This is a genomic window from Apilactobacillus sp. EABW-1NA, assembly GCF_030398685.1.
Lineage (GTDB): Bacteria > Bacillota > Bacilli > Lactobacillales > Lactobacillaceae > Apilactobacillus > Apilactobacillus waqarii.
In genome coordinates this window covers 1-366 of record NZ_JAPDKO010000066.1, presented here as the reverse complement: position 1 = coordinate 366, position 366 = coordinate 1, and the positions used below count along the sequence as shown (strand labels likewise).

Below are 366 nucleotides of genomic sequence, written 5' to 3'. Positions count from 1 at the left end.
CTACATTTAGGTGGTTGGAGTGTTAAAACCTTTTGAGTTCTGACTTTGATTATTTAACTCAGGGCATTAAAGAGGTTGAAAACTTAAATAAGCATCGTGTTTTTGTTGGATCATTACTTGCTACTGGCAATCGTACGGTTGAATATAATCAAATGATTGCTGAAGTGCAAAATAATGGTGCTGTTATTCATCCAGTAACAAGACAATGGTTAACAATACCTATGCCAGTTGCTGGGAAGCGTACTGCTAGAGAGATTAATGGTTTGTTTTGGCATGTTGCTAAATCAGGACAGAAAACACTTGCAAGAGTTGAAAATGGAAAATTGGTAGTTTACTTCTTATTAACAAAAGAAGTTAAATTACCTG

At 35.0% G+C, this 366-nt stretch carries 1 pseudogene; it reads left to right on the top strand.

What is annotated here, in order from left to right:
* Positions 1-32: 32 nt before the first annotated feature.
* A pseudogene (locus OEZ61_RS08315) lies at positions 33-366 on the top strand (hypothetical protein); the annotation flags it as partial.